The organism is Agrobacterium sp. CCNWLW155, from assembly GCF_036888815.1.
GTDB lineage: Bacteria > Pseudomonadota > Alphaproteobacteria > Rhizobiales > Rhizobiaceae > Agrobacterium > Agrobacterium radiobacter.
Genome location: NZ_JBAKFW010000007.1, coordinates 103,080 through 129,166 on the forward strand (window position 1 = coordinate 103,080; position 26,087 = coordinate 129,166).

23 protein-coding genes are annotated in these 26,087 nt (G+C 60.2%); 5 read left to right on the forward strand and 18 right to left on the reverse strand.

The annotated features are described in order from the left end of the window. Position 1 precedes the first annotated feature (1 nt). Both V6S97_RS20110 and V6S97_RS20115 read right to left on the reverse strand, forming a co-directional pair. Positions 2–1,018, reverse strand: coding sequence for a DNA topoisomerase IB (locus V6S97_RS20110; protein ID WP_112356990.1), 1,017 nt, complete (start codon positions 1,016–1,018; stop codon positions 2–4). 87 nt (positions 1,019–1,105) lie between these two features. Then, complete coding sequence (locus V6S97_RS20115) at positions 1,106–2,335, reverse strand: PQQ-dependent sugar dehydrogenase (RefSeq protein ID WP_080867071.1); 1,230 nt, start codon at positions 2,333–2,335, stop codon at positions 1,106–1,108. Between the two features lie 183 nt (positions 2,336–2,518). Here V6S97_RS20115 and V6S97_RS20120 point away from each other — a divergent pair, with 183 nt between their 5' ends. Next, positions 2,519–2,704 carry a hypothetical protein gene (locus V6S97_RS20120; protein ID WP_020812967.1) on the forward strand — a complete coding sequence of 62 codons (186 nt, stop codon included), beginning with the start codon at positions 2,519–2,521 and terminating at the stop codon, positions 2,702–2,704. Here V6S97_RS20120 and V6S97_RS20125 read toward each other — a convergent pair whose 3' ends face one another. From V6S97_RS20125 to V6S97_RS20135, 3 genes are read right to left on the reverse strand one after another with little or no spacing between them, the layout of a single operon-like run. Further along, the gene (locus V6S97_RS20125) at positions 2,705–3,331 is read right to left on the reverse strand and encodes a class I SAM-dependent methyltransferase (RefSeq protein ID WP_020812968.1); all 627 of its coding nucleotides are present in this window, start codon (positions 3,329–3,331) and stop codon (positions 2,705–2,707) included. 8 nt (positions 3,332–3,339) lie between these two features. Next, the gene (locus V6S97_RS20130; protein ID WP_112356991.1) at positions 3,340–4,008 is read right to left on the reverse strand and encodes a pseudouridine synthase; all 669 of its coding nucleotides are present in this window, start codon (positions 4,006–4,008) and stop codon (positions 3,340–3,342) included. A gap of 39 nt (positions 4,009–4,047) precedes the next feature. Further along, on the reverse strand, positions 4,048–4,635 hold the full coding sequence (locus V6S97_RS20135) for an IMPACT family protein (protein WP_112356992.1): 588 nt from the start codon (positions 4,633–4,635) through the stop codon (positions 4,048–4,050). A gap of 53 nt (positions 4,636–4,688) precedes the next feature. On the opposite strand from V6S97_RS20135, the gene V6S97_RS20140 reads away from it, so the two are divergent. Then, positions 4,689–5,933, forward strand: coding sequence for a TIGR03862 family flavoprotein (locus tag V6S97_RS20140; protein WP_087746361.1), 1,245 nt, complete (start codon positions 4,689–4,691; stop codon positions 5,931–5,933). Here V6S97_RS20140 and V6S97_RS20145 read toward each other — a convergent pair. The 3 genes from V6S97_RS20145 to V6S97_RS20155 form a co-directional block, all read right to left on the reverse strand. After that, the gene (locus V6S97_RS20145; protein WP_003508494.1) at positions 5,925–6,986 is read right to left on the reverse strand and encodes a quaternary amine ABC transporter ATP-binding protein; all 1,062 of its coding nucleotides are present in this window, start codon (positions 6,984–6,986) and stop codon (positions 5,925–5,927) included. The genes V6S97_RS20140 and V6S97_RS20145 overlap by 9 nt on opposite strands. Next, a complete protein-coding gene (locus tag V6S97_RS20150) occupies positions 6,979–7,866 on the reverse strand; it encodes an ABC transporter permease (RefSeq protein WP_060723802.1) in 888 nt (295 codons plus the stop codon). The genes V6S97_RS20145 and V6S97_RS20150 overlap by 8 nt, the downstream gene beginning before the upstream one ends. Positions 7,867–8,084: 218 nt before the next feature. Beyond that, a complete protein-coding gene (locus tag V6S97_RS20155; RefSeq protein WP_060723803.1) occupies positions 8,085–9,083 on the reverse strand; it encodes an ABC transporter substrate-binding protein in 999 nt (332 codons plus the stop codon). On the opposite strand from V6S97_RS20155, the gene V6S97_RS20160 reads away from it, so the two are divergent. Then, positions 9,061–9,348 carry a hypothetical protein gene (locus V6S97_RS20160; RefSeq protein WP_128286937.1) on the forward strand — a complete coding sequence of 96 codons (288 nt, stop codon included), beginning with the start codon at positions 9,061–9,063 and terminating at the stop codon, positions 9,346–9,348. The two genes, V6S97_RS20155 and V6S97_RS20160, sit on opposite strands and share 23 nt — an antisense overlap. Before the next feature lie 101 nt (positions 9,349–9,449). Continuing rightward, entirely contained in the window at positions 9,450–12,425 is a 2,976-nt protein-coding gene (locus tag V6S97_RS20165) for a PAS domain-containing protein (protein WP_334427665.1), read from the forward strand. A gap of 24 nt (positions 12,426–12,449) precedes the next feature. On the opposite strand, the gene V6S97_RS20170 is transcribed toward V6S97_RS20165, so the two are convergent. The 10 genes from V6S97_RS20170 to V6S97_RS20215 all read right to left on the reverse strand — a co-directional run bounded on the left by V6S97_RS20170 (position 12,450) and on the right by V6S97_RS20215 (position 24,962). Next, entirely contained in the window at positions 12,450–13,394 is a 945-nt protein-coding gene (locus V6S97_RS20170; protein WP_112294090.1) for a 2-hydroxyacid dehydrogenase, read from the reverse strand. A gap of 127 nt (positions 13,395–13,521) precedes the next feature. Continuing rightward, the gene (locus V6S97_RS20175; protein ID WP_003508505.1) at positions 13,522–15,870 is read right to left on the reverse strand and encodes a polysaccharide biosynthesis tyrosine autokinase; all 2,349 of its coding nucleotides are present in this window, start codon (positions 15,868–15,870) and stop codon (positions 13,522–13,524) included. Between the two features lie 107 nt (positions 15,871–15,977). Next, positions 15,978–16,883, reverse strand: coding sequence for a UTP--glucose-1-phosphate uridylyltransferase (locus V6S97_RS20180; protein WP_003508507.1), 906 nt, complete (start codon positions 16,881–16,883; stop codon positions 15,978–15,980). 67 nt (positions 16,884–16,950) lie between these two features. Then, complete coding sequence (locus tag V6S97_RS20185) at positions 16,951–17,946, reverse strand: glycosyltransferase family 2 protein (protein ID WP_003508509.1); 996 nt, start codon at positions 17,944–17,946, stop codon at positions 16,951–16,953. Next, complete coding sequence (locus V6S97_RS20190; protein ID WP_003508511.1) at positions 17,946–18,890, reverse strand: glycosyltransferase; 945 nt, start codon at positions 18,888–18,890, stop codon at positions 17,946–17,948. Before V6S97_RS20190 ends, V6S97_RS20185 begins: the two co-directional genes overlap by 1 nt. Beyond that, positions 18,887–19,885 carry a glycosyltransferase family 2 protein gene (locus tag V6S97_RS20195; RefSeq protein ID WP_112356994.1) on the reverse strand — a complete coding sequence of 333 codons (999 nt, stop codon included), beginning with the start codon at positions 19,883–19,885 and terminating at the stop codon, positions 18,887–18,889. Before V6S97_RS20195 ends, V6S97_RS20190 begins: the two co-directional genes overlap by 4 nt. A gap of 17 nt (positions 19,886–19,902) precedes the next feature. After that, complete coding sequence (locus tag V6S97_RS20200; RefSeq protein ID WP_113081238.1) at positions 19,903–21,084, reverse strand: glycosyl transferase family 1; 1,182 nt, start codon at positions 21,082–21,084, stop codon at positions 19,903–19,905. Positions 21,085–21,167: 83 nt separating this feature from the next. Next, positions 21,168–21,959 carry a glycoside hydrolase family 16 protein gene (locus V6S97_RS20205; RefSeq protein ID WP_003508517.1) on the reverse strand — a complete coding sequence of 264 codons (792 nt, stop codon included), beginning with the start codon at positions 21,957–21,959 and terminating at the stop codon, positions 21,168–21,170. Between the two features lie 4 nt (positions 21,960–21,963). Further along, the gene (locus V6S97_RS20210) at positions 21,964–23,112 is read right to left on the reverse strand and encodes an acyltransferase family protein (RefSeq protein ID WP_077998598.1); all 1,149 of its coding nucleotides are present in this window, start codon (positions 23,110–23,112) and stop codon (positions 21,964–21,966) included. 371 nt (positions 23,113–23,483) lie between these two features. Further along, positions 23,484–24,962, reverse strand: a complete 1,479-nt coding sequence (locus tag V6S97_RS20215) for a lipopolysaccharide biosynthesis protein (RefSeq protein ID WP_112357034.1) — start codon at positions 24,960–24,962, stop codon at positions 23,484–23,486. Between the two features lie 117 nt (positions 24,963–25,079). Here V6S97_RS20215 and V6S97_RS20220 point away from each other — a divergent pair, with 117 nt between their 5' ends. Continuing rightward, positions 25,080–26,045: a glycosyltransferase family A protein gene (locus tag V6S97_RS20220; RefSeq protein ID WP_060723447.1), complete on the forward strand. Its 966-nt coding sequence runs from the start codon at positions 25,080–25,082 to the stop codon at positions 26,043–26,045. Positions 26,046–26,087 lie beyond the last annotated feature (42 nt).

The following is a 26,087-nucleotide window of genomic DNA, read 5'->3' on the forward strand; positions in this document are numbered from 1 at the left end:
CTCAGGGCAGGAAGGCCAGCAGCCGTCTTTCATCCGCCCTGAGGCCGGAGACGGGTTTTGCCCCGACCTTCAGGATGCGGCCAAGCTTCTTCCGCGCTTTCTCCTCCGTGGCGATATCGAGAACGGTGGGATGCACATAGCTCTTGCGGCAGATGGCGGGCGTATTGGAAAGCTCGACCGCCGCCGCCTGGCACATGCCTTTTATGCTCGGTTTTTCACCTGAAGCCACATGCTCCATCGCGTTGCAGAAGGCCGCGAGCGTTCCGCCCCAGGTGCGGAAGGTCTTGGCGGAAATGCCGGTGCCGCCGATGCGCGAGAGGTAGGCATTGAGATCGCTGGAATCGACCGAATGCACCCGGTTTTCGCTATCCTGCCAGACGAAGAGTTCCTTGCCGGGCAGATCGGCGATCTCCTCGAGGATTTTTTGCAGGCGCGGGTGGCGCAATTGCCGTCTCACCTTTTGCCCGCCCTTGGCGGCGAAGCGGAGTTCGATGGTTTCACCGAAGGAAACGTGGCGCTTGAGCAATGTCGTTGCGCCATAGGTGCCGTTGGTTTCGAGATAGGAGCGGTTGCCGACGCGCAGATAGGCGGCATCGAGCAGCAGCGTGAGCGCGGCAAGCGTCATCTCCTGCCCGTGATCCTGTTTTTCGATATCGGCGATGGCGCGGCGGCGGATGGCGGGCAGCGCCTTGCCGAAGCTTTTGAGCTGAAAGAACTTCGTTTCGCCCCTGAGCGCGTGCCAGTCGGGGTGATAGCGATACTGTTTTCGCCCGCGTGCATCAAAGCCGGTTGCCTGCAAATGCCCTGATGGGTCGATGCAGATCCAGACGTCCCTATAGGCGGGCGGCACACCGAGCGATTTGATGCGTTTCAGTTCGACGCTGTCGGAGAGAAGCTCGCCGCCCGGCAGGCGGTAACAGAAACCGCGCCCGCGTTTTTCGCGGGAAATACCCGGTTCCTGATCGTTGACATAGGCAAGTCCGATTTTTGCAAGAAGGCGGGTGGCTGGTTGTGGCATCGTTTTTTCCGGCAGGTTTCACGCTGCGGCAAACGAAAAACAGGCCGCCTTCGTTCCGGCGGCCTGTCGTTCCGGTCGTTAGTTTTCTCAGCCGGCCTTGGCGATCCGCACAATCTGCGATTCACCACCGCCGCGCTCCTCGGTCACGGCATAAACCGCGCCGTCAGGCCCGACCTTCACGTCGCGGATACGCGCCTCAAGGGGAAGACGGCTTTCGGTCGCAACCTTGTCGCCGTCGATGTGCAGGATGACGAGGCCCTGGCTCACCAGACCGCCGACGATGAAGGCGCCCTTCCATTCGGGAATAAGGTCGCCATCATAATAGGCCATGCCGGAGGGACCGATGACCGGGTCCCAATAATAGACCGGCTGCTCCATGCCTTCTTTGGCGGTAGCGCCTTCGCCAACCGAGCGGCCGCTATATTCGACGCCGTAGGTGATGACCGGCCAGCCGTAGTTCAGGCCCGCTTTGGGCAGGTTCAGCTCATCGCCGCCCTTTGGCCCGTGTTCCACGGTCCAGAGCCTGCCCTGGCCATCAAGTGCCGCGGCCTGCAGGTTGCGGTGGCCATAGCTCCATATTTCAGGAAGGGCGTTCTGCTGGCCGGCGAAGGGGTTGCCTTCAAAGGCCTTGCCTTCAGCATTGATGCGGAAGACCTTGCCGAGCCCGCTCGACAGATCCTGCGCCTGCACGCGCGGCTTTGAATCCGAACGCTCGCCGACGGTGACATAAAGCTCGTTGTCAGGTCCGAAGACGAGGCGCGAGCCGAAATGCTTGTCGCCGTCATAGGTCGGCATCTGGCGGAAAATCACCGAGACATTTTCCAGTTTCGCCGCGCCGCCATCTTCGGTCAGCTTGGCCGACGCGACGGAGGTGCCGTTGCCGCCATCGCGCGGTTCGGAAAAGGAGAAGAAGATGGTGCGCGATGTTTCGAAATCGGGCGCGAGCGCGATGTCGAGAAGTCCGCCCTGTCCGTCGGACGCCACCTCCGGTACGCCGGCAATCGCCGGGCCGGCCTTGCCGTCGGCGACGATATGCATGGCCCCTTCCTTGGCGGCGACAAGCATGCGGCCATCCGGCAGGAATTCCATGGACCACAGGTGCGGCAGCCCCTCGGCGACGATGGTTTTTTCGACATTCGGCTGGGAGGCGGCCTGCGGCGCGCGTGTCTGGCCCTCAAAAGCCGGCTTCTGATCCGGCGCATTCGGCCGTTTCGTTTCGGCAGCCGGGGCGGTCTGGGCGTGTGCAGCGCCGGCAAAGGGCACGGCGAGCAGCGCACACAGGATCGTCGAACTCAGAAATCGGTTGTTGTGGAACATGGGTCTCCCTTCCATCGTTACATCAGGCAGAGAACCATTTGGGGAGGATTTCGTTTCCTGCGATAGTTTCAAGAAAACTTGATCAGTCCGTGTGCAGGCTGCACGCTCTTTTCTCATCCATGCGAATTCATAGGGAACCGCAAGGCGTGAGCGACGTTTGGCCTCTGTTATGAGGAGGGCGCCATGCAGATCATCGACAACAAGACCATAGACGGCAACAGAACCAGACCGATCCTGAACGTTGCGGAATTCTGCCGGCGGTACCGACTGGACAAGGCGGAGGAGACCCGGCTCAGAAAGCTGTTCGGCGAGTTCGCCTCGCGGCACGAGCTTTTGATGAATGCGCAGCGCAAGCCGAGCTTTCGCTGATTATTCCTCCTCGTCGAGAGATTTTCCGAAGATCATGAAGACATCATAACGGGTGTTCTTGCCCATTATCTGATGCGAAGGCTTGCGAATGCCCGGCATCGGCTCGGCGCGCAGGGGCCATTTCAGGACCACCCGCTTTGTCGCATTCTCCAGTGCAGCCTCCATCAACTCCACCTGGTCCGGGTCGGCGCCAACCAGTTCTCTCAGCACCCGCATTTCCTTTTTTACCAGCGCCGTGTTGTGGCGCGGGGGATGCATGGGGTCGACAATCACCACCTCGGGTGAAAGCTCCTTCAGCAGATAGCGTGAATCGCCGTTGAGCAGCGTCATGCGCGCTGCCGCCTCGGCATAGGCGCCGCCCGCTTCCAGGGCGCGGCGAATGCCATCGGCGAGATGGGCATGCATTTCCGGCGAGCGTTCGATGAGGGTGACGTCAGCTCCGAGGGATGCGAGCAGGAAGGCATCCCGCCCCAGCCCCGCCGTGGCATCAACGATCTTTGGCGTGCGGCCTTTGGTGAAACCCGCGGCCTTGGGCAGGGCCTGTCCGCGCCCTTCGCCGGAACGGAAACGGTGTCCGACTGCACCGCCGACAAAATCCACCACGAAGCTTTCGTTTTGTTCCTTCATCTGCGTCCTCAGAACGGGCAGGGCACGGTATAGGTGACGTCACGCCCATCCGGATGGCGGAAGCCAACCTCTTGCGCATGCAGCATCAGGCGCGGTGCGGCAGCGAGCGCCTTACCCTCGGCATAAAACTCATCGCCGAGAATGGGGTGGCCAAGCGCCTTCATATGCACCCGCAATTGGTGGGTGCGGCCGGTGAGGGGTGTCAGCGCCAGCCGCGTTGCCGGAAGCGGTAATCGTTCCAGCACCCGCCAAAGGCTTTGTGCCGGCTTGCCGTTTTCGTGGTCGACCCGATGGCGGGGCTTGTTTTCGGGATCGATGGCGAGTGGCAGGTTCACTTCTCCCGCCTCTCCGGCAACCTCCCCCCAGACAATGGCGACATAGGATTTGCGCGTCTGGCGGTTTTCAAACTGCGACGCAATCGCCGCATGCGCCCTGCGGTTCAGGGACATCAACACGATGCCTGACGTATCCTTGTCCAGACGGTTGATCATCAGTGCTTTCGGGAACTGCTTCTGCACACGCGTCATCAGGCTGTCGGAAAGTGCCGGATCGCGCCCCGGCACCGAGAGAAGTCCGCTCGGCTTGTCCAGCACCAGCAGGTCCTCGTCGCGGTGCACGATGGTGAGCCAGGGGTCGAGTGGCGGATTATAGACGGGGTTGGAAAGCTCGGATGACATGTCGCTTCCTTAGCACGAATTGCACATTCGGACAGGCCGCTAGTCGGGAATATGGAGATTGACGCGCCCGCTGGTCAGGTCGCTCAGAAGCCGGGTGAGCCGTTCGGCTTCCTCGACCGGAACCGAGAGCAGTATATCCGCGCCGGTGCCGGTGAAATCTTCCCTTTCCATCCGCAGGTTCTGCGTGGCGGACAGGCGTGATTTCACCAGCGCCAGATCGGAGAAGGGGCAGCTCAGCGTGGCGCTGACATAAGCGATGACCGGTAACGTCTCGCCTAACCGCAGGCAGGCCGCCGCCGTGCCGCCATAGGCGCGCATGAGCCCGCCGCTGCCGAGGAGAATGCCGCCGAACCAGCGGATGACGAGAACCGCGACATTATCCAGCGCCTGGCCGTCGATGGCCTGAAGGATCGGTTTCCCGGCCGTTCCCGAGGGTTCGCCGTCATCGCTGAAACGATAGGTCTGGCCGCTTCGCCATGCCCAGCAATTATGGTTCGCGTCGGGATCGGAATGCGCCGCGAGGAAGTTCTTCGCATCCTCTTCGCCCGTCACCGGCGCGGCAAAGGCGATGAAGCGGCTTTTCTTGATATCCTGCGAAAAGGAAACGGGGCGGTCGAGCGTGAACATGGGCGTTTCAATAACGCATATATTCGCATGCGGAAATCGGTATAAGGCTCGGAATGGCGAAGATGGCGATGGAGAAGGTTTTGAGCAAGGCGAGGCAGGTTGCTGTTATCGGCGGCGGGCCGGCGGGACTGATGGCGGCCGAGGTGCTTTCGGCCGCGGGCCATGCCGTGACGGTGTTCGAAGCGATGCCGACCGTGGCGCGCAAATTGCTGATGGCCGGAAAATCCGGCCTCAACATCACCCATGCCGAAGACTACGACAGTTTCCGTCAGCGGTTTGGCGAGGCGGAACCACGGCTGCGTGCCGCCCTCGATGATTTCACCCCCGATATGTTGCGCGACTGGGCGCAGGGGCTGGGGCAGGAGACCTTTGTCGGCACCTCGGGCCGGGTGTTTCCCACGGTCATGAAGGCCTCACCGCTGCTGCGGGCATGGCTCGCCCGGCTGGAGGCGCAGGGCGTAACCATCAGGACGCGGCATCGATGGACGGGTTTTTCCGGCGAGCACCTGGTTTTTTCGACCCCGGAGGGCGAGATCACTATCAAAGCCGATGCCGTGCTGCTGGCGCTGGGCGGTGCCAGCTGGCCGCGTCTCGGCTCCGATGCCGCATGGGTTCCGGCGCTTGCGGCCAAAGGCGTCGAGCTCTCCCCGTTCCGCCCGGCCAATTGCGGTTTCGACGTTGACTGGAGTGATGTCTTCCGTGAGCGTTTTGCGGGTGAAGCGGTGAAATCCACGGTCACCATTTCGCCGGCAGGAGCCTTTCAGGGCGAATTCGTGATAACAAAGCATGGCATTGAGGGCAGCGTGATCTATGCCCATTCCGCCGCCCTGCGCGACCGGCTGGAACAGGCGGGCAAAGTATCGCTCGCGATTGATCTTGCACCGGCACGTACGGTGGAACGTCTCAGCCTCGATCTGGGGAAGCTCGGCCGGAAGGAGAGTTTTGCAAACCGCATGCGCAAGGCGGCCGGCTTATCGGCTGTGAAGGTCGGGCTTCTGCGGGAAATATTTCCCGATATCGCCGCCATGCCGGACGAGTTTGTCGCCGCGAGAATAAAACATGCGGAGATACCGCTTTTGCAGGCGAGACCGATTGCCGAGGCGATTTCGTCCGCCGGCGGTATTGCCTGGAGCGGCCTTGATGAAAGCTACATGCTGGAAAGGCTCCCCGGCATATTCGCTGCCGGGGAAATGCTGGATTGGGAAGCGCCGACCGGCGGTTATCTGCTCACCGCCTGTTTCGCCACCGGCAAGGCCGCCGCGAAGGGCATGGCCGGGTGGCTTGAAGGCTCAGCCTGAGAGCCGTTCCGCCGCGCCCGCTTCTTCACCCGAGGCGGTCCTGACGAGGCAGCGCATGATGGCGTCGGTGGTGACGGCGCCGAGCGCCTTGCCATTTTCTCCAACGACCGTGGCGCTGCTGACATTTTCCCGGACGAGCGCGCGCAGGCCCTCTTCAACCGTCATATCCGCATCGAGCTGAAGCCGCGACTGGCCGGAAAACTCCGGCTGCACGATGGCGCCGAGGCGAATGACCCTGCCGCGATTGACCTCCTCGACGAAGGCCTCGATATAACTGTCGGCCGGCGACATGACGATTTCGGCTGCCGTGCCCTGCTGGATGATTTCGCCATCGCGCAGGATGGCGATCTTGTCGCCCAGCCGCAGCGCCTCGTCGAGATCGTGGGTGATGAAGACCACGGTCTTTTTCAACTCCTTCTGCAGTTCCAGAAGCACCGTCTGCATGTCGACACGGATGAGCGGATCGAGCGCCGAATAGGCTTCGTCCATCAAAAGGATTTCGGCATTATTGGTGAGCGCCCGCGCCAGACCCACACGCTGCTGCATGCCGCCGGAAAGCTGGTTGGGATAATGGTTGGAGAAGCCTTCCAGCCCCACGCGCCTGATCCAGACTTCCGCCCTTTCCTCCCGTTCGCGCTTGTCGACGCCCTGCACTTCGAGGCCATAGACGACATTCTGCAGCACGTTGCGGTGCGGCAAGAGGCCGAATTTCTGGAACACCATCGCCGTCTTGTGGCGGCGAAATTCCAGCAGGTCCGCTTCGTTGAGGCGACAGACATCGGTGCCGCCATAGAGGATTTCGCCGGCGGTCGGGTCGATTAGCCGGTTGACGTGGCGGATAAGCGTCGATTTGCCGGAGCCGGAAAGGCCCATGATAACGGTGATCTGTCCGCCCGGCATGGTGATGTTGATATCACGCAGGCCGAGCACGTGGCCATGTTTGGCATTGAGATCCGCCTTGGACATTCCGGCCTTGACGGGGTCGACATAGTCGGCCGCCTTGGGGCCGAAAATCTTGTAGAGGCTGCGAATTTCGATCGATTGACTAGCCATGCGCCACTTCCCGGTGTTTTTGCAGGCGAAGGCCATAGGCCTGGCTGATGCGGTCGAAGATGATGGCGATGCCGACGATGGCAAGCCCGTTGAATACGCCGAGCGTGAAATACTGGTTGGCGATGGCCTTCAGCACCGGCTGGCCAAGACCCTGCACGCCGATCATCGAGGCAATGACGACCATGGCGAGCGCCATCATGATGGTCTGGTTGATGCCGGCCATGATGGTGGGGAGTGCGAGCGGCAGCTGCACCTTGAAAAGCTTCTGGCGCTTCGATGAGCCGAAGGCATCGGCAGCCTCCAGCACGTCGTGGTCGACCATGCGGATGCCGAGATTGGTGAGCCGGATCATCGGCGGAATGGCATAGATGACGACGGCGATGACGCCAGGCACGCGGCCGATGCCGAGCAGCATGACGACGGGAATGAGATAGACGAAACTCGGCATCGTCTGCATCACGTCGAGAACGGGATTGACCACGCTCTGCAGGCGGTTGGAGCGCGCCATGGCGATGCCGATAGGCAGGCCGACGACGATGGACAGCACCGCACAGACGAAGATCATCGAGACCGTCTTCATCGTGTCTTCCCACATGCCGAACCAGCCGATGGCGAAGAGAATGCCGCAACACAGCGAAACAATGGTGGCGCTGCGGCTGCCGAACCAGGCGAGCGCGGCGACAATAAGAATAACGACCGGCCAGGGGGCGCCGATCAAAAGCCTTTCCGCCCAGATGAGGAAGCTCTGAAGGGGGGTAAACAGCCCCTCGATTGCGCCGCCATAGGTTCGGGTAAAAGCCCGGAACCCCTCGTCGATGACTTTTTTCAGCGCGCGCAGAGCATCGTCATTCATGGTCGGAAATTTGAAAAGCCATTCCATATCCTGTTCTCCATGACGAACCGGAGGCGGGGATCGATGTCCTCCGCGCTCCGGGAGCAAAATCGCCAGAGCGCCGCGCATCCTTCAGGACGCAAGGCGGAACGCTCTGTTGAACCGGCGCATCGCCACCGAAAGCCTTGGGCATTTCGGAGCCGGTGCGGGCGCGGCGTCGCCGCTGGCGAACGCCGGTTGCCGGGCAGATATGTAAGGACCGGCTTTTAAAGGGCGGCCTTGACCTTTTCCGCGACCTCCGGAGAAACCCAGCCCGTCCAGAGAGCTTCGTTTTCCTTCAGGAACTGCTTGGCGCCATCTTCGCCGGTCGCCTGGTTATCCGTCATCCAGGCGATCAGCTTGTTGACGGTCGCGTTGGTCCAGGCGCGTTTGTTGAGATAGTCCATGGCGGGGCCGGCACGATCGGCAAAGGACTTGCTGACCAGCGTCTGCACGTCGTCCACCTGCCATGCGTTCGGCTTCGGGTCCGGACAATCGGCAACCGAGGTGCAGCGCTTCCATTCTGCCGCATCATAGTCCGTGCCGAATTCGAGCTTTACCATCTCGTATTTGCCGAGCAGCGAGGTGGGCGCCCAATAATAGCCGACCCATGGCTGCTTGGCTTCGTAAGCCTTGGCGATGGAACCGTCGAGACCTGCGGCGGAGCCGGTGTCAACGAGGGTGAAGCCGGCCTTTTCACCGCCGAAAGCCTTGAACAGCTGCGCGGTGACGACAGTGCCGCCCCAGCCCTGCGGGCCGTTGAACACGGCGCCCTTCGACTTGTCTTCCGGCGACGGGAAGAGCTCGGGATGTTTGAAGAGGTCCGGAATGGTCTTGAGATCGGGATTGGCATCTGCGAGGTATTTCGGGATCCACCAGCCCTGAACAGCGCCATCGGAAAGAATTTTTGCGGCCGCGACCACTTTGCCGCCTTCCAGACCCTGCTTGACGATTTCCGGCTGCAGGCTGACCCATGCCTCGGGGGCAATATCCGGCTGGCCTTTTTCGGCCATGGAGGTCAGTGTCGGCACGGTGTCGCCGGTCACGATTTCGGCGGAGCATCCATAGCCCTTTTCAAGAATGAACTTGTCCAGGTTGGCGGCAACTTCGGCGGATTGCCAGTTCATGCTGGCGATTGTCACGTTTCCGCAGTCGGCAGCATAGGCTGCGCCGCCTGAAAAGGCGAAGCCGGCGGAAAGAATTGTGGCACCCAAAAGTATTTTCATTTTTGTTCCCTCTGGTCGCGGTGTGGCGAAGACCCGGGTGCTGACGGCACCGCGACCGCCAGCGCCTTTATTGAGGCTTAATAATTGCTTTCTGGCCGTTCCGTTTGCGGCAGATTCTGGCGTATTGAGGATGGCAATTATCAATCAATTATCCGGTCCCGCGAACGCGAGCCTGAAATCCGTGGTGTGGAGACACCGAATTCGCCGCGCCCCTGCGCTGGCGCATCCCAATATTTCGGAAGAGTGGAACTTTTTCAGTATTTGAAGAAACCCGGGGGAACAATAAACGGAAGTTTCTGTTTTCTTGGACTTTTATCTTGTTCTGTATTACGGGAGATTTCCTCTCGGTTTTTGTGGTGATGTTGAATGACCAATCTTCGTGCTGCCCCGGTATGGCCGATCGGTGGTGGTGAAACGGGTGAGCTTGTGCGCCGCTTCGACTGGTCGAAGACATCGCTCGGTCCTATTTGCGAATGGCCGCAAAATCTGAGGCAAAAGGCTAATTCCGTCGTCAATTCCCCCATTCCGCAGGTGCTGATGTGGGGCAGGGATCACGTGATGATCTACAATGACGGCTATGCGGAGATCGCCGGCAATTATCACCCGCGGGCGCTGGGCGGAACGGTGCCCGGCATCTGGCCGGAAATATGGGACTGGAACAGCCGTATTCTGGAGGCCGGTTTTCGCGGTGAGGTCATGGCCTATCGCGACCAGCCGATGACGCTGATGCGACATGGCCTGCCGGAAGAGGTGATCTTCGATCTGTTCTACACGCCGATCTACAATGAGAGCGGCACGGTGGACGGCGTTTTGTGTACCGTGCTCGAAAATACCGACAAGGTGAAGGCCGTGGAGGCGCTGGAGCAGAGCCGCAAGGAACTAAGCCGGCTCACCAATGCCCTGCCCATTCTGGTCGGGTATGTCGATCGTGATTACGTTTATAAATTCGCCAATGACGGCTACCTGGAATGGTTCGGCCGCCGTGCCGAGGAGGTGATCGGCCGCAGCGTTCCCGAAATCGTCGGCGAGGCGTTTTTTGAGGCGCGCAGGGCCTATCTGGATCGTGCGCTCGCCGGCGAGAAGATCGTTTCCGACACCGTGATCCGCAGGCCCGACGGCACCATGCGCGCCGCCGAAATCCGCTATGTGCCGCGCTATATTACGGATGGCTCCATCGATGGCATCTATGTGCTGATCATCGATATCGAGGACCGCAAGCGCTCAGAACAGGAAATCCTCATCAGCAACAACCGTTTCCGTGCGGCGGTGGATGCGGTGCACGGCGTGCTGTGGACCAACAGCGCCGATGGCAGGATGCTGGGCGAGCAGCCTGCCTGGGCGGCGCTGACGGGCCAGACTCCGGAAGAATATCAGGGCTTTGGCTGGGCGGACGCCGTCCACCCGGAGGACAGGCAGGGGTCTGTCGAAAGCTGGAACAGCGCGGTCGCGGAAAAGTCGACCTATGTCTGGGAACACCGCGTGCGCCGTCACGACGGCGTCTACCGCACTTTTTTGATCCGCGGCGTGCCGATTTTCGACAAGTCCAGCGCCATTACCGAATGGGTCGGCGTTCACACTGACATAACCGAGCAGCGGCGGGCCGAAGACACCCTCAAGGAACATGCCAGCAATCTCGAGCGCGAAATTCGCCACCGCATCCGGGCGGAAGAGCAGCTTCGGCAATTGAACGAAAGCCTTGAAGCCCGTGTCGAGGCGGAAATGGCGGAGCGCCGCCAGACCGAAAAGGCTCTGCAACAGGCGCAGAAGATGGAATCCATTGGCCAGCTGACCGGCGGCGTCGCGCATGATTTCAACAATCTTCTGCAGGTGATCGCCGGCAATCTGCAATTGCTCTCCAAGGATGTGATCGGCAATGAGCGCGCCGAAAGGCGGCTGGAAAATGCGCTGGCGGGTGTCCATCGCGGCGCAAAGCTGGCCAACCAGCTGCTGGCCTTCGGCCGTCGCCAGGCGCTGGAACCGCGCGTCATCAATATTTCCCGTTTCGTGACCGGCATGGACGATCTGCTTCGCCGTTCGCTCGGTGAGGCGATCGAGGTGGAGGTTATCACCTCGGGCGGTCTCTGGAACACCTATGCCGATCCCAACCAGGTGGAGAACGCGCTTCTCAATCTCGCCATCAATGCGCGCGACGCCATGGAAGGGCACGGCAAGCTGACCATTGAAGTGGGCAATGCGGTGCTCGACCGCGATTATGCCCGCAAGCATTCGGAGGTTTCGGCGGGGCAATATGTCATGCTCGCCGTCACCGATACCGGGTCGGGCATGTCGCCGGAGATCCTCGAAAAAGTCTTCGAGCCGTTCTTTTCGACCAAACCGGAGGGCAAAGGCACCGGTCTCGGCCTTTCGATGGTCTATGGTTTTGCAAAACAGTCCAGCGGCCACGTCAACATCTATAGCGAGGTGGGGCAGGGCACGACGGTGAAGATGTATCTGCCGCGCTCCGCCGCCGATGAGGACCGGGAAGTAGTGATGCCGACCGGCCCCGTGGAGGGCGGAACGGAAACCATTCTTGTGGTGGAAGATGACGAGGAAGTGCGCAACACCGTCGTCGAGACGCTGAGTGATCTCGGTTACCGGGTGCTCACCGCCCGTGATGCGCAGGCCGGTTTGACGGTGGTGGAAAGCGGCATTCCGATCGATGTCATCTTCACCGACGTGGTAATGCCCGGGCCTTTGAAAAGCCGGGAAATGGCGCGCCGCGCGCAGGAAAGGCTGCCCAACCTCGCCGTTCTCTTCACCTCGGGTTACACCGAAAACTCCATCGTGCATGGCGGCAAGCTGGATGCCGGGGTGGAGCTTCTCTCCAAGCCCTATACGCGCGAAGCGCTGGCACGGCGCATCCGCCATGTGATTGCCAACCGCAAGCAGGTTTCTTTGGCGAGAGCGCGGCCGGCAGTTGCGCCGGGTTATTCCAAGCCTTCCGAACCGGTGAGGACGGTCGAAAACGAAAACCGGTCCATACGCGTCCTTCTGGTCGAAGATGACGAGCTGATCCGGATGAATTCGACGGAGATGCTGGCGGAGAGCGGCTTTGCCGTCGTCGAGGCCGGAAATGCGGCTCAGGCGCTGAAGGTGATCGAGGCAGACCGCATAGATGTTCTCGTCACCGATCTCGGTCTGCCCGACATGGAGGGCGGCGAGCTGGCGGTGGAGGCTCTGCGCCGCAAGCCGGGGCTTGCCATCGTGTTTGCGACGGGCGACAGCCATTTGCCGGAAGGGGCGCCCGAAAGCGCGGTGCTGCTCACCAAGCCCTATGACGAACAGCAGATCGTTTCGGCGGTCGAGCAGGCCCATACGGCAAAGAGCGCCGTGGCGGAATAGTACGCCCGCCGTTTTGTTGCCGGCTCAGTAACCTCTGATCATGTCAACCGTTTCCGGCAGCCTGCCGGTCTCGCGCCATGCGCGAACATTGCCCGCGACGATCCGCGCCGAACTTTCGCGGCTTGTCGGGGCGGAAATATGTGGCAGGACCGTGACTTTCGGGTGCTGCCAGAATGGCGAAGCCGTGGGCAGCGGCTCCTGTTCGAAGACATCGAGAACGGCATGCGAAAGGCGGCCGGAATCGAGCGCCGCGATCAGGTCGTCGGCGACGATGACCGCACCGCGGGCGAAGTTGATCAGCGCCGCCCCCTGTTTCATTGCGGCGAAACGGCCGGCATCGAGAAGGCCACGCGTCGCGTCGGTGAGCGGGACGAGGCAGACGAGAATGTCGCTTTTTTCCAGCAAGGCTTGCAGCCCGGCATCGCCGGTCAGCGTTTCCACGCCTTCGATCACCTTGGCCGAGCGGCTCCAGCCGGCGACATTGAAGCCGGCATGGGTGAGGCGCTCGGCTGCAGCGGTGCCAAGCGCTCCAAGGCCAAGGAGACCGATGGTCATCTCGCCGGGATGGCGGTAGTCCAGCTCCTGCCAAAGGGCCTTTTGCTGGTTTTCACGATAGGCCGGCATGTCGCGCTGCAGATAGTAGGTCCATGCCAGAACGGCTTCGGCCATCACGCGGGAAAGCTCCGGGTCCTTCAGCCGGACGATGGGGGGAGCCTTGTCGCCCAGCTCCAGCACCAGCCGCTCGACGCCCGCCCACAGGCTGTGAATCCATGTGAGGCCCGGAAGCGCGGCGATATCGGCGGGATCGGGATTGGCGACGATGGCAAAGTCCACTGCCCGTCGCTGTTCGTCCGTCAATTCGGAGAAGGAGAGGATGTCCTCCTGCGGCATGGCGGCGCGCAGCGCCTGTTTCCAGACGGCTTCCGTTTCCGCATTCATCCGTGAAACAAAGGCGATGGGTGATGGCATGGCATTGGTCCTGCTTGCGGTTGGCTTTCTGCCATCAATGCGCAATTTCGGGGGGCAATACCATGGGTTTATCGTTCGAATCTTCCACAGAATAAAACGGCCCGGTTTTCACCGGGCCGTTTCACGATTACGCCTCTTCCTTCACCGGCGGCTTCGCATCGCCGTAATAGGCCGAGAATTTCTCGTGATAGTGCTCCGAACCGCCGGGGCCGGCATAACGCTGCAGTTCCGTCATGTCGGTCTTGTTCAGCACGATGCCGAGCGTCTTGTTGGCGATCTGCGGCTCGTTGGCCATCAGGTTCTGCACCATCTGGATCGGCGTCTTGCCCCATTCGGTGACGAAGACGAAACCGTCCACCTGCGGTGCAAAGGCCTTGGCATCGATGACGGGGACGACAGGCGCCAGGTCGACGATGATGTAATCGCAGGCCTCGCGCGCCGAGTCGATGAATTTGCGCATGCCGGAGGAGGACAACAACTCGCTCGAATGGGCGAACTGGTTGCTGGTCGAAACCGGCAGGATGCCCATTTTCGTGCGCGTATCGACCTTTACCGCCTGCGTCCACGGAATTTCATCGAGCACAACTTCCACCAGACCGGCGGATTGCCGCGTCGTCAGCATGCGGCTGAGGCCGGGATTGCGGATATCCGCATCGACGACGAGGGTGCGCTTGCCGGTGGAGGCGATCAGACCGGCGAGATTGAGCGCCACGACCGACTTGCCCTCGTTCGGCAGGCAGGAAATGACGCCGATGACCCGGCATTGACGTTCCTGAATGACGACATCCGCGGTCAGCTTCACGTTGCGCAACGTTTCCGCGAAACTGGAGCGCGGGCTGTCGACGGCAAGGCGCAGCATTTTCTGGAACGAGACCTGCCCGCTTTCGTCAAGCGTGGCATGTTCGCCGCCGGGGGTGGCGGCGCTGGTGCCGGCCTTGGCGTTTTCCACGCCCCTTTCCCCAATGAAGGGGAGGTAGCCGAGAAAGCGCATGCGCAGATTGTCACGCACGTCATTGCCGGTGTGGAAGAAGCGGTCCCGGAACTCGAGAAGCGCCGCGATACCCCCGCCCAGCATCAGGCCGAGAACGACCGAAAGCGCCATGGTCATGGTCTTTTTCGGGCTGGAAGGCGATGTCGGCAGGCCCGCTTCGGAGATGATGCGTGCCTTGGCGATCGGCAGCGACTGCTTTTGCGAGGCTTCCTCGAAGCGGCCGAGATAGGACTGATAAAGGGTGCGCAGCGCCGTGGACCGCTGTTCGAGTTCACGCAGCTGCACCATGGTGATGTTGGCTTGAGAATTGCGACCAGCTACCTTGTCGATACTGTCACGCAACGACTGCACGCGCGAATTGGCAACGTCGACCTCGTTCTTGAAGCTGCCGGTCAGCTGCTGCAATTCCTGGAAGATTTGCTGCGAAATCTCTTTTTTCTCGGCGTCGAGCGCGGCTGCCTGCGGATGGTCGGCGCCGAATTGCTGGACGATGCCGCGCTGCCTGTCGGAAATGGTGATGTAGCGCTTGCGCAAATCCTGAATGACCGAGTTGTCGGTATCACGGGCCGACACGACGGCATTGTCGACAGCTGTCTCCGGCCCGCGGTCGATAATCGACTTGTACTGGCTGTAGCGGGCAGAGGCAGTAGCTGCATCCGCCTGTGCGGAAATCAGTTGGCCATTAAGATCGGCAAGCTGGCTTTCCGACATAAGCTCACCGCGTGAGGATACGATATTGTTGTCAGACCTGTATTTCTGAACTGCAAGTTCGGCTGCCTGGGCGCGCTGGTTGAGGTCGGTCATGCGTTCCTGCAACCATACAGAAGCGCGCTCGCTGGCGTCGAAATTGGCGTTCAGCTGTTCGGTGAGGTAGGCCTGTGCATAGGTCTTGGCGATCTGCGCTGCGAGCTGGCGGTCGGTCGAGCGGGTGGAAATCGCGATGACCGAGCTGCGGCCGACACGTTCCACCGTCAAGGACTGCTGCAGCACGGCGGCGGCCTTTTCGCGGCGTCCGGCGCGGATTGCGGCTTCGGAGACGGGCGGATCGCCCGGCAGGACGAGATCAAGGATACCACGCACGGAGGTTTTGACGAGTTCGACCGGCGACATCGGCGGATTGACGATGATGTCATTCTCGTCGAACTTGGCCTTGTCGACCACTGTCAGCGCCATTTCCTTGGATTTCAAAATTTCCACGGCGCTGGCGATGCGGTTGTCGACGATCTGGGCGGCGGGCACCGGCGATTCCTCTTCCGCATAACGGGAAAGGCTTTCATCCAGCAGCACCTGCGTCATCGCGGTGTAAACGGGGGTCGCAAGCACCAGATAGAGGCCGGCCAGAACCACGGCTGCAATGACGGAGGCGGCAATGACATTGGCACGACGCACCACGGCGGCCCACAGGCGGTCGAGGTCGATGAACGTGTCGGAATCCTTGCCGGACTCCGGAAAACCGATATTGGATTTAAAGGTCTTGTGGTGCATGGACCTACCTTGTGAATTAAAAATGGTACGCGGGAAGCCGAATAAACTCGCCTTCCCGCCCCCCGTTATTGGTGCGCCGGCCGCCTCCCCCGGCGGCGCGATTAAAGTCAGGCCGCCTGGACGCGGCTTTCGTGGTTCGCCACCAGTTCCTTCACCGAAGCGAGAACCTGGGCTTCCATGTCCGCGCGCAGCAGCGAGAAGGCGACGTTTGCGGCAATGAAGCCCTGCTTGCTGCCGCAGTCGAAGGTGCGACCGCTATATTTCTGCGCATGGAAAGACTGCTTTTCCGCAAGCCGCCTCATGCCGTCGGTCAACTGGATTTCATTGCCCGCGCCGCGCTCCTGCTTGGCGAGAATATCGAAGATTTCCGGCTGCAGGATGTAACGGCCATTCAGGTAATAATTCGAAGGCGCCTTGGATGGTTCCGGCTTTTCGACCATTTCGGTGACCGCAAAGCCGTGATTGACCTTCTGGCCGACGCCGACGACGCCATAGGACGACACTTCCTCGGGCAGGCATTCCTCGACGCCGAGAATATTGCCGCCGACTTCGTCATAAAGCTCCATCAGCCCGGCAATGCAGCCGCGTGCGCCATAGGACACCATGTCAGGCAGAAGCAGCGCGAAAGGCTCCTTGCCCACCAGTTCGCGAGCACACCAGACGGCGTGGCCGAGACCAAGCGGCACCTGCTGGCGCGTATAGCTGACGGTGCCGGCAACCGGCAGCATCTTTTCAAGCTGCAGTACCTGCACGGTCTTGCCGGAGCGGGTCAGCGTATTGATGAGTTCAGGCGCGCTGTCGAAATAGTCTTCGATGGCGGTCTTGTTACGGCTCGTGACGAAAATAATATGCTCGATACCGGCCTGCATGGCTTCGTCGACAGCATATTGCACGACCGGTCGATCGACGATCGTCAGCATTTCCTTTGGCATCGCCTTGGTGGCGGGCAAAAACCGCGTGCCGTTGCCGGCTACCGGAATGACGGCTTTTCTGACAGTTTTGTTCAGGTCCATCGCGTTCTCCTTCATCAAGGTTTGATCTGTCCCCAGTCCCCGCGCAGATTTCGTCTACGCGTAAATTTCACGAAATCTGTCTTTTCACCCCTGTATTCGCTCCGGGCGCAAACATGGCGTCCCGCAGCCTCCTCAGCCGCACTGCAATCGGCATTCTTAAGTGCCCCAGCACGGCAGGATCTCGGATTGTGGTCTTCAAGGCGCCCAGTACCGAGCGGCTCTTGATGTTTTCCACCAATGTCAAAAAATTATGCGCCAGCCGCAGGCTGCGGGCTCTCGCCTGCTGCGCATCCATGGCGGCGGGCAGCAGAGTGTAATGGCTCAGGAATTCCTGATCCGCCCGCATCATCGCTTCGACGTGATGAAGTTCGAGCACGCGCGAAATCGAGCCTTCGCGGATATTGTAAATGTAACCCGGCTTCGGTTCGATGACGCAGAGGCCGCCGGCGGCGAGCGCCGAGGCGAGCAGGATATAATCCTCGCCGATGCGGATATCCTCGCGGAAGCGCAGTGCCTCGCTATTGAGGAAATCGCGCCGGAACATCGGTTTCATGTAGCCGAAATTGAAGGTGGAGCGGAACAGGATGTTGGAGGAAATGAAGTCCTCAAGCGTGAGGGTGGATCGTTCCTCCAGAAACTCTTCCGGAAACATCGTCTCCATCGGCCTGCCGTCGGTATAGACCACATCGAGATTATCGACAGCGATGTCAGCATTGGCGGCCTCCGCCCGGCACATCATGCAGGCAGAACGCTCCGGGCGGATGACGTCGTCGGAATCGAGCACGGCGATCCAGCGTCCCGTCGCGGCCTCGATGCCGGCATTGCGTGCACCACCCGGACCGCGGTTTTCTTCGAGCGCAAGCAGGCGGATGCGGGGATCGATGGCGGCAATCGCCTCAACGAAGGGGATGGTATCGTCGGCGGAACGATCGTCGACGACGATGACCTCCAGCGTCACACCCTGCTGGTCGAGCGCGCTTTGAACGGCGGCTTCGATCGTATCGGCGGCATTATAGGCGGCGATGACGAAGCTGATATCGGGCGGGGAGGTGAGATTTTCCATCAGGTCGCCTCCACCGCGCCATACTGGCGGATTTCGCGCACGCCGAAAGCGCCGCTCATCGAACCCATATGCAGCGCGCCGCGCAGCGCATAACGGTTGCGGCGCACGGCGTTGAAGCCGCTCAAGGCGGCGAATACGCCACAATACAGGACTTTCGAACCTGCCTTCAGCACCTGAACCACACGGCGTGCACCGGGTTTCTTTTCAGCCAGCACGCGGCCGTGGGTCTGGCCGGAGCGGAAGCGGCGTTTGGCAAGCCACATGAAGCTTGCCCGATTTTCCGGAACCGGCTCCGACAAGACGGCGTCTTCAGCAAAGACAATACGGCCGCCTGCGGCGTGGAGATGCGAGAAGAAATGGGTGTCCTCGCCGCCGCTCTGGCCGAGCGCCAGCGCGAAGCGCCGGCCCTTCACCGAGGGCGCATCCATCTTGAGCAGCGTGTTGCAGGTATAGCCGGTGATGATCTCGCCATTGACCCAGACCGGAACTGTCGAGTGGAAATCGCCGCGTTTCATCCAGCCAGGCGCATTGTCCCGGTAAACCGCCGTCACGGGGCCGAGGACGGTTTCCGCACCGGTCTCGTCGGCTTTTTCCAGAAGGGCGGCCAGCCAGTGCGGCGGGGCGGTCTCGTCATCATCGATAAAGGCGAGATAATCCGCGCTGCATTCCGACAGGCAGGCATTGCGGGCAATCGAAATATTCGATTTCGGGCAATGAACATAGGTGATCTCGAAGGGTGCGGTTTCACGCAGGCGATCGACGCTTGCCTTGGCGCTCGGCTCCTCGTCATTATCGGCCACAATCAGGCGAACTTTCACGCCTTCCGGCACGTCCAGCTCGAAGAGTGACAGAAGTGTGGCGACGAGTGCCGGGCGTCTGTAGGTGCAGATGCCGATATCGACGGTCTTGAGATTTTGCGTGCCGGTGACGGTGTTGTCGGTCATGAGACAGCCTTTCTTCCCCGGGATTTCAGGAGTTCCAGCCAGAAGCCGGTGGACCAGGCCAGATGCATCACCATCGCCGAAAAGGCGGCGAGCGGGCCGTATGGGTTTTGCTGACCTATTGCCATCCACAAGCCATAACCCACACATGCGGCGATCCAGAGGCCGAGCGGAATAAGTGCTGCCCAATGCACGAGCGACAGCAGCGCGAGAATGAAAACCGGCAGGACGGCGAGCGGAATCATCTGGCGGATTTTCGGGATCGAGCGATGTTTCAGGAGGTTCTTCGCCCGGCCACGACCATAGGCGAGATATTGCCTGAAGAGCGGCATGACGCTTGAACGCGGATAATAGGTCATGCGGGTCTTGTCGGTCATCCAGATGCGGAAACCGGATTTGCGCAGCCGGAAATCCAGTTCGGCATCCTCGTTATGGCTGAAGCTCTCGTCATAACCGCCCACCGCATCGAAAGCGGCGATCCGCATCAGTGCGTGGTGGCCGTGGTCGATCCAGTGGCCTTTCGCGCCCTCGCGGTGCTTGGAGCCGCCATTGCCGAGCTTGGAATTCTGGGCGATGGCCGTCGCCTTCTGGAACAGGCCGTGGCCGACCGTATCCATGGCGACGACGACGGAATCCGCACCGGTGCGCTCGGCGTCCTCGATCAGCCACTGGCAATAATCATCGGGATAATCGCCATGGGCGTCGATGCGGATGAGATAGTCGAAATCCTCGCCGAAGGTGGCGACGGCAAGATTGATGCCGGCGCTCTGGATGCGCTTCGGATTGGCGAGAAGCGTGACGCGATCGTCCTTTGCGGCAAAGGCGGAAACGATATCGCGGGTCCCATCCGTGCTGCCGCCATCGGCGACCACGATGCGGAAGAGACGTCCCTGCATCGCACCGGTAAATTTGACAAGCAGCCCCTCGATCGTCTTCGCCTCATTGAGGCAGGGTATGACGATCAGCGTTCTGATGCCGGAATGACCAAGACCTTCCATGATTTGCCCCCTACGCACTACACGGGTGAAAACTGCGCTTCGCGGGCGTGGCCGGAGGCGGATTTGGCGAAAGAGGACAAGTGCTGGACCAGCTGACGGCAATCGTCGCGGTCGGTCAGCCATTGTTTCCTGTCTGTTGTCGAGAGGGTGTTGAAGGCGTCCGCATAGATTTGCGGGTTCATCTCCGCAAACAGGGCGGCGAGATCGTCAGCGCCGGCATTCTGCAGGACAAAGCCGATATCGCGCTTTTCGATGAAACGCGCGGTTTCCGTGCCGGCAAGCGCAATCGGCAGGGTGCCATAAAGGCAGCCCTCATAAAGCCGGTTGGGCAGAAGCCAGCTCGAATTCTGGCCTTCCTCGAAAAAGTCGATCGCCCAGGTGAACTGCACCTCGTTATAGATGGCGGCGAGGTCTTCGGGGTTCTTGTAAGGCCCGTGGAAATGCACATGCGGGGCGGCGGCTACGAAACCGTCGAAATCTGAAAACTCCGAATAGGCCGGCCGGCCGCGCAGGATGATTTCGACCCTGCCTTCCATGCGTCCGGCAAATTCGGCAAGGATTTCAAGTGATTTGCGGCAGCGAAGCGCGCCGAACCAGCCGATTTTCCACGGCTCGCCGGGGGCGGGCGGGCGCGGTTGCGGGGCGGCGGCAACGGCGGTGTCGAGCGCCAGCACCTTGTTTTCCTGCAGCAGGACGGGAAGGTCGAGGCCCGACACGGGCTTGAAATAATGCTCCACGAAGGCCGGAGAACTGGTGATCAGCAGCTTCGCGTCGCGGGCGAAATAACGCTGGGCGGCATTCAGCATCTGCCCGGGCTTGCCCTTGTTGAGAAGCAGGCGGTGAATGTCGAGACATTCATAAACCAGTGCCGGCTGCCCGGCATAGATCGACATGGCCCGCTTTGCCAAAGCCAGCATTTCCAGGTTTCTGGCAAGAATGACATCGGGCGCGGGGATGTCGTTCAGGGTCTTGCCCAGCGAGAGGCTGGCTTTCGCCACCGCCGCCATGCGCTGCAAAAACTGCCCGTCGGCGGTTTCCCCGAGCACAACGGGCACGACGCCTTCAATCTCCGCCAGCCGGTTCTGCCCACGCCGGAAACCGGCCAGCGTGACCCGTGCCCCGCCCGCAAGCAAGGTCAGCACCCGCCGACGAATGGCGGGGTCCGACAGATCATGCGCGAGATAAAGAACATGGGTCATGCAGGGTTCCGGTTGGTTTCATGCGTCAGAGACGCCGCAGCTTGGGTTTTGGTGCAAAAAATCGGAGCGGTTCAAAAATGCGGTCAGTTAAGGGCGCAGGCGATGGACTCTGGAAACTGGCATTTGTCACCGAGCGCCGTGAAGGCAAACCGGTCAACGATCATTTGTGATGGTCCCGCATAGGAGAACCGGCCCATCCAGTCCTTCAGCGTGTCGGTGCCCCACAGGCTGAAGAAAATCTTCTGGGCGTTCTGGGGGATTTTCGTCTCGTCCGTCACTTCATGGACGAGCTTGCCGTTGACGTAATAACGCAGGCGCTGCGGCTCCCAGACGAAGGCGTAGTCGTTGAAGCCGGCATCGGCGCCGCCTTCCACAGGCACCAGCTTCTCATTACCGCCCTTGGCGGAAATATACTGGTTCAGCTGCACCTTGCCCGTGTTCTTGCCGAGAACCTCGAAGTCGATTTCATCGTGCGGCTTCTTGTCGGTCGGGCCGATATAGGTGAAGAAGGCGGAGTTCAGGCCGGAGCCGGTGGCGGCCTTCATCCGTGTTTCATAGGTGCCGTAGCGATAGCGCCCCTTGGTCTGGATTTCACCGCAGGCGAAGTTGCGATCACCGGCCTTGGCTTCCTCGAAACCGAGCGTGAGCTGGCCGTTTTCCACCGTTGCCAGCTTCTTCGACCAGGTGCAGTTCTGATGCGCGCCGTTGTTCCAGCCGTCGGAAACGTACCAGAAAGATCGGTCCATGGAATCGAAGTTCTCGATGAAGGACGTGCCGTTGCCTTCCTGCGCGTGGATCGGCGTTGCAAAAGCTGCGGCCGAAAGGGCCGTGGCAAGAAGAATGCGTGTCTGAACGCGGGTGACAAATGTTGTCATTGGTTCACCTCTGTCGTTGCGAATAAAGTGTTTCGGATGTGGGCGGGCCGATCATGGAGGCCCGTTTGGTCGCAAAATCGGTCATCGTCTTGCGTTTGCCGTTGCGGCTTCCGGTGAGCACGGAATAGACGGCCGGTAGATATTTCCGCGTCTGCGCGTTGCTGATGATCAGAATGACAAAGGCGGAAAGTGTCGCGGTGATATAGAAGGCGGGATAGAAGTCCGGCCCGCCCTTGTTCCAGACCATCCACATGATGACGAGCAGGGGATAGTGGGCGCAGAATATCCAGAAGCTCAGGCTGCCGGTTTCGGCAAGCCGCTGGCCAAGCCGGCTGCGGATCAACAGCGCGGAGGATGCCCAGAAGCCGAGCGCGCCGAAGACGGCAAGCAGATTGCGCGACATGTTGAGCCAGAAGGTGAATTCCGGCCCGGTGAGATAAAGTCCCGTCGCCAACATGGCCGAGGCGACAAAGGTCAGCGCCATGATCGGCACGGCGTAGGGGTCGAGCGCCTTGACGTCGATACGGTGGAGAGCAAGCGCGATACCGAGCGAGAAGCTGAAGAGAATGGATTTCTTCTGGACGATGAAGATCGTCAGGTCAGGCATGGCGGTGATGAAGAGCAGGATGGCGAGGGTCGGCAGGGCGAAGCGGCGCATCAGAAAGGCGAGCACCGGCGACAGCAGGATGCAGACGAACAGGTCGCGCAGGAAATAAAGCGGCACATTTACCGGCAGCTCTTCGAGTGCGGTTCCATGGCTGATGATTTCACGCGGGCTGGCATTCCACAGATCGGGGAAATACCCGATGCCGACATCGAAGAGCTGGATCAGCAATACGGCCGCAAACAGCGCGCCATTCCACAGAAGGAAAGGCAGCAGCACGGTTTTTGACTTGGAGCGGATCGTCGCCGGATAATCGAACCCGCTCATGCCGCGGCGAAACAGCAGATAGCCGGAAATGGCGCTGAGACAGGGAACGCCGATGCGAAACAGCGCATCGCCCAGAAAAACCCGCAGCCAGTCGAAGAAGCCGTAAAGGCCGAGAAACGGGCTGGTCTCGGCATCGTGCGGCACATGGACGAACACGATTCCTGATATCAGCAATATGCGCATCAAGTTGATACGGGAGGATAGGTTCTGATCGACAGTCACATCAGTCACCCCTATTGGGCGGCGTCCACCCACGCCGCGTTGCAACCAGAGCGAACGTAAGCCCGCACTGGAAAGTCTGGTTTCGACTTTGGGATAAAATGTGGCGACGCGGGAAAAACACAAGATTAGATTTTGCGGGTGAATGTCTGGCGTCGGCGCCATTTCTTCGCCGAATAGAAGTCAAATAATTGAAATAAATGTAATTTTTGCAAACTCACACATCGTTAAAAATCGCTGAAGCGTGTGAATTTGTCATTTGTCGTGATGTTGCGCTGCAAAAAGACGGCTGACTTGACCTCGCCGCGGTGAATGAAAACCTCGCGGCGAGGGCGCTTAACGGCGGAAATGAGGCGTATTTTTCCGCTATATTCCTAACCTTGGGTTGCAGTATCCCGCATACGCCGCGATTTGACCATGCCTAAGATTTTCCCAAGCAGCGCGCGTTCGGTGAGCAGGATCAGCACCCCGTAGATGACGCCGCCCACGGCTGCGCCGATGAGAACCTGAAGGGTGGCACTGGGAATGCGCTCAGCCAGAACGTGAAGCAGATAACGTACCGCAACGGCCATCACCAACGCCGCGATCATCGGCCTGCTGCTGACATAAAGGCCGCGGAAGAACGGTGTGTCGCTCGCCTTGAACACCGCCCAGGAATAGGCGACCAGCGTTACCGCATTGACGATGCAGAGCCAGACCATGGCGTCGATCAGCGTGCCGTAAAGTGCTGCGAGCCACACTGCCACCGTGGTGACGATGGCGCGGATCGTCGCCGACCAGAACAATACGCGGCCGTAACCTGCACCCTTCAGGTAGGGAATGAAGGTGCTGCATGGTGTTAGAATGGCTTTTGATAGCGCCAGCAGGCCGAGAACCGGCCAGGCATAGGCCCAGTTCTGCCCGAAGATGACAAGCATGGCGGGTTCGGCCACGGCCCAGAGGCCGAACATCATCGGCGCCAAAAGCACGGTCAGAACCTGCGTGCTGAACATCAGCGCATCACGACGGCGCTGCGGATCGTCCATCATGCGGCTGAAGGCGGGAAACAGAACGCCCATGACGGCGGACAGAACCACCTGATTGGGAATGCTGGCGAAACGATTGGAGGCGGAATAGGCGCCGGCATCCGCCAGACCCAGGTGTCGGGCAATGACCACCATCGGTGACTGGAAGGTGACGAAATTGGCGATTTCCGATCCCATCAGCCCCGAACTGAAGCCGAGAAGCTGCACGAGACGGCGCGGTTTCATGACAAAACGCGGGCAGTAGCGGGAAACGGCATAAAGCCCGACAAGCCGGATGAGGGCGGCGGCGAAAAGCTGGATGATGAGCGCCCAGACGCCGAAGCCGAGAAGGGCGAGCACCACGGCGACAACCGCGGCGATGCTTTCCGACGCCATGCTCCAAAGCGCGTCCTTGCTGAAATTCATGCGCCGGGCGAGCAGCGAATAGGCGACATCGCCAGCAAGCTGCAGCGGAATGAGGAAGGCCATGATGCGCAGCAGATAGGCGCTTTCCACTGCACCCAGCAGCCCGCCGAAAAACTCCGCCCATATGTAGAGGACGGCAGCCATGGTGCAGGAGATCGCCAGATTGGCCCAGAAGACGGTATGGATCGTTTCCATATCCTCTTCCTTTTCGACGATGAGGGCAGAGGTGAGCCCCGCGCCGGCGATCATGGTCAGAAACTGTACAACCGTTAGTCCTACCGCCACGACCCCGAATTCCTCCGGGGAAAGCAACCGTGCAAGAATGGGGACCGTGACAAATTTAAGCCCGAATGTCCCTGTTTTTGATAAAACGCTCCAGCCGACATTCGTGGTGATGGTCTTTACATTTGGCGCTGGGGGCATACAAGCATCCTGTTTCTGGAGGCCGGCGGGAGGAAGCCGGTTGGGAGTTGCCGATACCATCGGGGCCGCTTTTAGGATCGGGCCCGACACTTCTTGATCAACGCAAGGGGCGAAACAATGGCAAGATTTACTGTCGTCATTCCCTACTACCAAAAGCAGCACGGTATCTTGGGACGTGCACTCGCATCGGTTTTTGCGCAGACTTACCAGGACTTCGATCTTGTCATCGTCGATGACGAATCGCCATACCCGATCGATCAGGAACTTGCGGAAATTTCGCAGGAACAGAAAGACCGGATTATCGTCATTAAACAGTCCAACGGCGGACCGGGCGGCGCCCGCAATACCGGTCTGGACAATGTCCCTGATGGCACCGACTATGTCGCCTTTCTGGATTCCGACGATATCTGGACACCCGATCATCTGCGCAATGCCGCCTTCGCGCTTCAGACCTATGGCGGCGAGTGCTACTGGGCCTCAATGCAGGCAAGTGATGAATTTTATTATCATTTCGCCATTTCCGAGCTGGAAAAAAATGAGGGTGCGGCAAGGCTTTCCGAGAAGCCGCTGGTGATCGAACTGCCGGATCTGGCAAGTGTCATGCTGCGCAACTGGAGCTTCCTGCATCTCTCCTGCATGGTGATCGGCCGTCCTCTTTTCGAGAAGATCCGCTTCGACCCGGCGCTGCGTCTGGCGGCGGAAGACGTGCTGTTTTTCTGTGATTCCATTCTCGCATCGAAGCGGACGCTTCTGTGTGACGATGCCGGCGCGATGCGTGGCATGGGCGTCAATATCTTCCACAGCATCGACAATACCTCTCCGGAATTCCTGCGCCAGCAGTTCAATACCTGGGTGGCGCTCGATACGCTGGAGGGCCGTTTTTCACGCCGGCCGGACGATGTCGCCTCCATCGCTTCCTATAAAAACACGGCGCGCAAACAGGCGCTGTGGAGTCAGGCGGGCAATCTGAAACGGCGCAAGGCGCCCGAATTCGGACTGCTTCTGAAATGGGCGATGCGCGATCCCGCACTGCTGCGTGCTGCTTTCGAACTCGGTGCCGGAAAAATCGTCCGCTCGAGATGAGCGAATTCTCGCCCGCAAGAATTTATATGTTTTTTCACCCAG

Bases quoted from the DNA above. Each gene is read 5' to 3' on its own strand.
- V6S97_RS20180 (WP_003508507.1), bottom strand. From the start codon at position 16,883: ATGGACCTGAACAAAACTGTCAGAAAAGCCGTCATTCCGGTAGCCGGC.
- V6S97_RS20115 (WP_080867071.1), bottom strand. From the start codon at position 2,335: ATGTTCCACAACAACCGATTTCTGAGTTCGACGATCCTGTGTGCGCTG.
- V6S97_RS20205 (WP_003508517.1), bottom strand. From the start codon at position 21,959: ATGACAACATTTGTCACCCGCGTTCAGACACGCATTCTTCTTGCCACG.
- V6S97_RS20150 (WP_060723802.1), bottom strand. From the start codon at position 7,866: ATGGAATGGCTTTTCAAATTTCCGACCATGAATGACGATGCTCTGCGC.
- V6S97_RS20145 (WP_003508494.1), bottom strand. From the start codon at position 6,986: ATGGCTAGTCAATCGATCGAAATTCGCAGCCTCTACAAGATTTTCGGC.
- V6S97_RS20140 (WP_087746361.1), top strand. From the start codon at position 4,689: ATGGCGAAGATGGCGATGGAGAAGGTTTTGAGCAAGGCGAGGCAGGTT.
- V6S97_RS20220 (WP_060723447.1), top strand. From the start codon at position 25,080: ATGGCAAGATTTACTGTCGTCATTCCCTACTACCAAAAGCAGCACGGT.
- V6S97_RS20200 (WP_113081238.1), bottom strand. From the start codon at position 21,084: ATGACCCATGTTCTTTATCTCGCGCATGATCTGTCGGACCCCGCCATT.
- V6S97_RS20195 (WP_112356994.1), bottom strand. From the start codon at position 19,885: ATGGAAGGTCTTGGTCATTCCGGCATCAGAACGCTGATCGTCATACCC.
- V6S97_RS20215 (WP_112357034.1), bottom strand. From the start codon at position 24,962: ATGCCCCCAGCGCCAAATGTAAAGACCATCACCACGAATGTCGGCTGG.
- V6S97_RS20125 (WP_020812968.1), bottom strand. From the start codon at position 3,331: ATGAAGGAACAAAACGAAAGCTTCGTGGTGGATTTTGTCGGCGGTGCA.
- V6S97_RS20165 (WP_334427665.1), top strand. From the start codon at position 9,450: ATGACCAATCTTCGTGCTGCCCCGGTATGGCCGATCGGTGGTGGTGAA.
- V6S97_RS20185 (WP_003508509.1), bottom strand. From the start codon at position 17,946: ATGGAAAATCTCACCTCCCCGCCCGATATCAGCTTCGTCATCGCCGCC.
- V6S97_RS20110 (WP_112356990.1), bottom strand. From the start codon at position 1,018: ATGCCACAACCAGCCACCCGCCTTCTTGCAAAAATCGGACTTGCCTAT.
- V6S97_RS20135 (WP_112356992.1), bottom strand. From the start codon at position 4,635: ATGTTCACGCTCGACCGCCCCGTTTCCTTTTCGCAGGATATCAAGAAA.
- V6S97_RS20175 (WP_003508505.1), bottom strand. From the start codon at position 15,870: ATGCACCACAAGACCTTTAAATCCAATATCGGTTTTCCGGAGTCCGGC.
- V6S97_RS20170 (WP_112294090.1), bottom strand. From the start codon at position 13,394: ATGCCATCACCCATCGCCTTTGTTTCACGGATGAATGCGGAAACGGAA.
- V6S97_RS20155 (WP_060723803.1), bottom strand. From the start codon at position 9,083: ATGAAAATACTTTTGGGTGCCACAATTCTTTCCGCCGGCTTCGCCTTT.
- V6S97_RS20120 (WP_020812967.1), top strand. From the start codon at position 2,519: ATGCAGATCATCGACAACAAGACCATAGACGGCAACAGAACCAGACCG.
- V6S97_RS20190 (WP_003508511.1), bottom strand. From the start codon at position 18,890: ATGACCGACAACACCGTCACCGGCACGCAAAATCTCAAGACCGTCGAT.
- V6S97_RS20130 (WP_112356991.1), bottom strand. From the start codon at position 4,008: ATGTCATCCGAGCTTTCCAACCCCGTCTATAATCCGCCACTCGACCCC.